The organism is Bacillus sp. JJ1127, assembly GCF_036965845.1.
Lineage (GTDB): Bacteria > Bacillota > Bacilli > Bacillales > Bacillaceae_G > Bacillus_A.
The window spans coordinates 24068-29972 of record NZ_JBALQK010000110.1 but is presented as its reverse complement, the minus strand read 5'-3'; the positions used below and the strand labels follow the sequence as shown (position 1 = coordinate 29972).

General features: G+C 37.2%; 5 protein-coding genes and 1 pseudogene. All 6 read right to left on the bottom strand.

Features of this window, described 5'->3' with window-relative positions; genetic code table 11:
- On the bottom strand, window positions 1-1852 hold a 1852-nt coding region (dinG, locus tag V7183_RS12460), incomplete at its 3' end, for an ATP-dependent DNA helicase DinG (RefSeq protein ID WP_335359715.1).
- 196 nt (window positions 1853-2048) lie between these two features.
- Window positions 2049-2432: an aspartate 1-decarboxylase gene (panD, locus tag V7183_RS12455; RefSeq protein WP_097897211.1), complete on the bottom strand. Its 384-nt coding sequence runs from the start codon at window positions 2430-2432 to the stop codon at window positions 2049-2051.
- Window positions 2433-2445: 13 nt separating this feature from the next.
- Window positions 2446-3294, bottom strand: a complete 849-nt coding sequence (gene panC / locus V7183_RS12450; protein WP_335359714.1) for a pantoate--beta-alanine ligase — start codon at window positions 3292-3294, stop codon at window positions 2446-2448.
- On the bottom strand, window positions 3294-4130 hold the full coding sequence (panB, locus tag V7183_RS12445; protein ID WP_335359713.1) for a 3-methyl-2-oxobutanoate hydroxymethyltransferase: 837 nt from the start codon (window positions 4128-4130) through the stop codon (window positions 3294-3296). The genes panC and panB overlap by 1 nt, the downstream gene beginning before the upstream one ends.
- A gap of 375 nt (window positions 4131-4505) precedes the next feature.
- Window positions 4506-5486 carry a biotin--[acetyl-CoA-carboxylase] ligase gene (locus tag V7183_RS12440; RefSeq protein ID WP_335359712.1) on the bottom strand — a complete coding sequence of 327 codons (981 nt, stop codon included), beginning with the start codon at window positions 5484-5486 and terminating at the stop codon, window positions 4506-4508.
- Window positions 5471-5905 (bottom strand): annotated as a pseudogene (locus tag V7183_RS12435) (CCA tRNA nucleotidyltransferase); the annotation flags it as partial. The gene V7183_RS12440 and the pseudogene V7183_RS12435, both read right to left, overlap by 16 nt.

Here is a 5905-nt window from a genome sequence, read left to right as displayed (position 1 = left end):
GCATAAACTCGCCTGTAATAACATGCATTTCCCATTCTAATGTACTTTGTAATATATCAGCCTGCTTCTCCAGTAAGGCTAGTAATTTTCTTAATTCATATATAAGTCGATTTGTTAATTCAGTAATACTATTCCAGAGCTTCCCATGCTCTTGTTCCGTATTATACCGATAAATAAGAGGCATATTGCTTGACCCTTGTTCTTGCCTTGTTTGTTTAAATATGAAAGCACGTAACATTTGGAATAACTCATCGGCATCAAATTTGATTTCCTTGAGCCTATGACTAATCATACGAAAAGTGGAGCGCGATACTTGCTCTGATTTTTTCATCATTTTATACACCTTTGATAATACATCATCGGTTTCTAGCGTACCAAGGCGCGATAAAATGAACTGAAAATACATACATGAAAACTGTTCTCCAAGCGTTCTACTAGCGACTTCTTCGATATGATGAGCTTCATCAAAAATGATATAGTTACAAGATGAAAAAAGTGGCTCTTCACTAACAAAATCTTGCAGCAGCAATGCATGATTTGTAATTACAATATCTGCAAATAATGCTTTATTTTTTGCACGTTGATAAAAACAACGACTAAACCAGCTGCTTTTTACTCCGCCAGGACTATATATATCACTGCAAACACGATTCCAAAATAGCTTTCCACCCTCTGGAATATTTAGTTCGTCACGATCACCAGTTTCTGTTTGTAATAACCAAACTAGAATTTTCGCTTTTGTAAGTGCAACGTCGTAGTTCTTCTCTTCCTCTTGCAAGGAATACTCAAATTTATGCAAACAAAGATAATGCCTTCTTCCTTTTAAAAGAGCAACCTCAAATGGAAATGGTAATACGCTTTGCAACAGTGGAATTTCCTTTTCCAATATTTGTTGCTGCAGCTGTACTGTTTGTGTACTTACAATTACAGACTCTTCTTTTTTCTTTGCAAAATAAATACTTGGAAGAAGATATGCTAGTGTCTTCCCTGTACCCGTTCCTGCCTCTATTAGTGAAAAGCGAGAATCTCTTAATGCAGCATATATTTCTTTCATCATTTGCTGTTGGCTTTCTCTTTTTTCAAAGTTAGGCATCTTTAATTCAAGCTGTTCCATTGACTTATGTAAAAAAGAACTGAATTTAGACGAGTTATTTTCACCTAAGTGTAATGAATAGTTCCGTTTTCGAAGTGCAATATTTCGGTAAATTTCATACTCTTTTGTTTCCTCTGTCCCATCCGTCATTTTCTTTAAAATATTTTCCGAAATAATACGAGCAATATCACTTTGAAATACATCACTTAGTTCGTATAAAGATTGTAAAGTAACAAGCGGTAATTTTTCAATTTGAGTGAGAAATTGTAAAAATAATTCTGCTGTTACAAGTGCATCACTATCTGCACGATGTGGTTGATTATGCTCAAATTCATGTTTTTTAGCTAAATCTCGCAATTTATAACTATCAGCTGTCGGCAATAAAATCTGCGCCAATTCAACCGTATCAATTTTAGGACAATATATTTCTGTATATCCAGCCTGCTTTAATTCCTCCGTTAAAAAGTTCCAATCAAAGTGAACATTATGTGCTACAAAAGATGCACCTTCTAATAGCTCAACAATCATCGGGGCTACATCACGAAATAGCGGGGCTTGTTTTACGAGATTTTCATCAATCCCTGTTAGTTCTGTAATAAATGGGGGAATCTCTCTCTTCGGGTTAACAAAAGATGAAAAGATCTCTAATATTTCTCCATCTTCCACTACAACAGCTGCAATTTGGGTAATTTTGTCCTTCCCATCTTTCCAGGAGTTCCCTGTCGTCTCTAAATCAACGACGACATAACGCTTGCTCATATGTAACACCTCAATTTCTTACCTTTCAAACAACAAAAATTCATATATTGTTACTATACCACGTTTTATCTCATCTTAATGAACAGATACACAAAATGAACTGATTTTGTTTCATGTATTACATTTTTTCATTCATTTACTTTGGACCACCTCTACAAATAAAAAAGGCTATCCCTTATAGAGATAGCCTTTCTGCTTATAATATTGTTCCTGCTTTTTCAGCGCCTAGCATTTCAATAATTTGATTATGATCGTCTAACACTGCAATTTTTGGTACTTGCTTATTTACCTCTTCTGCTGCAACTAATCCGTAACAAATAATAATCACTTTATCTCCTGGTTGCACAAGCCTTGCAGCAGCCCCATTTAAACAAACAACGCCGCTTCCGCGCTCTCCTTTAATCACATACGTCTCTAAGCGGGCTCCATTATTATTATTTACAATTTGTACCTTTTCATTTTCTACAATTTCTACAGCATCCATTAAATCTTCATCTATAGTAATACTACCTACATAATTCAAATTCGCTTCTGTTACCGTTGCACGATGTAACTTTGCTCTCATCATTGTACGAAACATAGATGTCTCCCCCTCATTTAACCGTTAATGTTATATTGTCAATTAATCGTGCATTTTCAAACTTAACCGCAATTGCAAGAATGATTCGTCCTTCGATCTTGTCTATTTCTGTCAATGTTGGATACGCATATATATCTGCGTAATCAACATTACCTTTTGTATGTTTTTCAATGTATTCTTTCACAAGATTCGTAATAGCTTGTGGATTACGTTCTCCTTCTTCAATCCGTTCTTTCGCTATACATAAACTACGATATAAATGCGGTGCTTCCTCACGTTCTTGTTCTGACAAATATACATTACGGGAACTTCTTGCTAATCCGTCCTCTTCCCTAACGATATCGACAGGTACGATTGTAAGCGGTATATTAAAATCACTTACAAATCCTTGGATAACAGCAACTTGTTGCGCATCTTTCATACCAAAATAGGCACGAGTTGGCATTGTGATATTAAATAGTTTCATCAATACAGTAGCAACACCTGCAAAATGAACTGGTCGTTGTTTCCCACATAACACGTCTGTACGCTTTACCACTTCTACTTTTGTAGTCTGCTGTGCTGGATACATTTCTTCCACACTCGGATAAAATAAATAATCAACACCCGCTTCTTTTGCTACCTTCTCATCCCGCTCAATGTCCCTTGGGTAACGATCTAAATCTTCATTCGGTCCAAACTGCAATGGATTTACAAATACACTTAAAATAACAACTTCATTTTCTTTTCTTGCACGGCGTAATAGCGTGGCGTGTCCTTCGTGTAAATATCCCATTGTTGGAACAAAACCAATTTCTTTCCCACTTGCACGAATTTCACTTGCAGCCTGTTGCATGTCTTGTACTGTTGTTATAATTTTCATTATTGTTTTCCCCCGTATAATGCTACATACTCTTCCTCTTTCATTGTGAATGAATGTTTTTCTTCAGGAAATTGTCTCGTTTTTACTTCAGCAACATATTTTGAAATCCCACGTACAATTTCTTCTTGAACAGACGTATATTGCTTCACAAATTTCGGAACTCGATTCACTCCATACGAGATCAAATCATGATAAACAAGTACTTGACCATCTACTTTCTTCCCTGCACCAATTCCAATTGTAGGAATTGTTAACTGCTCTGATACAAGCTCTGCTAACTGCATTGGCACACACTCTAACACAATTGCCATCGCGCCAGCTTCCTCGCATTTCTTTGCATCTTCTAATAATTTCTTTGCACTTTCAGCATCTTTTCCTTGCACTTTATAACCACCTAATACTCCAACAGATTGAGGCGTTAAACCGAGATGTGCTACAACAGGAATTCCTGCATTTGTTAAGTACTGAATGATTGATAAGACCTCGCCTGCACCTTCCACTTTCACTGCATGCGCTCCGCTCTCTTGTACAATACGACGCGCATTATGCATTGTTTCTTGCAGTGATACATGATAAGACATAAACGGCATATCTGTTACAATAAACGTCTCTTTCGCCCCGCGGCGAACTGCTTTCGTATGATGAATCATATCCTCTACTGTTACTGGAACTGTGGAATCATATCCAAGTACAACCATTCCAAGAGAATCCCCAACTAAAATCATATCGACTTCAGCTTCTTCTGCTAATTTAGCAGATGGATAATCATACGCTGTAAGCATCGTAATCGGCTCACCTTTCTCTTTCATTTTCAAAAAATCTGTTTTCGTTTTCAAAAACTACTCCTCCTTTATTCAGGAGAGAGGAGATGGCCGAAATCATATCAAAAAACCCCTCTGGCCATAAAAGGGCAGAAGGGTTGTGTTAATCGGCAAATTTCATCCCTCTGTCCCAGTCCGGTGTTGGATCAAGGCAGAATCCAAATTATTGTTCTTCATCGCTTGGAATCATGGTGCAGTTCGCTCTGATACTGCCCATATTCGAACTAATTATAGCAAACTAAGAAAGGGAATTGCTACACTTTTTCGAAAAAATAACTTCCTCTCCTATTACGATATGTGAAATTTTCAAAGTGACACTCAGTATAATAGGACTCACAGCATTTCTTCTCATATTAGCGTAAAAAGAAGTTCCTAAACAGGAACTTCTTTTTACTTAATTTCTATATCAGCAGAATGAATATGATGTACATGACCTTGATAATCTTCTACTATCAATACGCCATCCTCTGTAATTCCTTTTGCTACACCAATGATTGTCTGTTTCAGCGTTCGGGCTGTAATTTCTTTCCCAATACTTACCGCATAGCTTTCCCATAAGAGCTTAATAACTGAAAATCCGTTTTTTACATACTCTTGATACAACTTTTCCATTTGTAAAAAGATCTGTTGCATAAGCTCTGCGCGAACAATTGGCTCTCCTGATTCAATCGCTAACGACGTAGCAATCTGCTGAATCTCATCAGCAAAATGTTCTTGCCGTTGGTTTACGTTAATTCCTATTCCCATAATAACAGCGTTAATTTTGTCCGGATCAGCTTGCAACTCTGTCAAAATACCAACGGCCTTTTTTCCTTGAATTAAAATATCATTGGGCCATTTAATTCCTACACTCACACCTGTACATTTCTCAATCGCTTGTGCTACACTAACAGCTGCTAGTAATGTAAGCTGAGGAGCATGATGAACAGGAATAGAGGGACGTAAAATAATACTCATCCAAATTCCGGTCCCCTTTGGTGAATACCATTTTCTACTTAAACGACCGCGCCCTGATGTTTGTTCTTCCGCAACAACAATTGTCCCTTCCGCTGCTCCTTCATACGCAAGTCTCGCTGCAATATGCTGCGTAGACTCAACAGACTCCTCAAAATAAACGGTTCTCCCTATAAATTCTGTTTGTAAGCCTAATTGGATTTCATTAGCTGTTACTTTATCTGGCTTACTAGCAATTCGGTATCCTAGGCGGCGCACAGCTTCAAGTTCGTATCCTTCACTTCGAAGGTCCTCCATGTGCTTCCAGACAGCTGTTCTTGAACAGCCGAGCTTGTCACTAATTGTTTGACCAGATACAAATTCGCCATCTGCTTCAGAAAAAACTTGTAATAATTGTTTTCTTATAGTAGACTGCATCCCTGTAGCCACTCCCTTATGTTCTCTTTCTCATTTACTAACTGCCCTTGTAAAATCTCTTCTTCAATCTTCTGCAATACTTCTGCTACCCAAGGGCCTGGCGCTTTGTCTGTCCAATTTAATAAATCATTACCGCTTACATTCATTTCTTGACGATTCTGAATGGATAATGAATCAAACAACGTCTGTACTTGATCTACTGAAGACATATCATAATTTTCTATAATCGTTTGATACACTCTTTCTGCCATTAAAGCAACTTGAATACCTGTTTTGTATAGAAAAACTGCATCCCATGACTTTGATTTTCTAGAACGAATAGCTAGTAAAACAGCGACAATATCTTTTATTTTTTTATTTGAAAATTTCCATTGTCGTAAGAAAACAGATGGATGTTCTTCCCCGATACAATATAGGAA

Coding starts and splice junctions, on each gene's coding strand:
- panC (WP_335359714.1), bottom strand. CDS start 3,294: ATGAAAATTATAACAACAGTACAAGACATGCAACAGGCTGCAAGTGAA.
- panD (WP_097897211.1), bottom strand. CDS start 2,432: ATGTTTCGTACAATGATGAGAGCAAAGTTACATCGTGCAACGGTAACA.
- V7183_RS12440 (WP_335359712.1), bottom strand. CDS start 5,486: ATGCAGTCTACTATAAGAAAACAATTATTACAAGTTTTTTCTGAAGCA.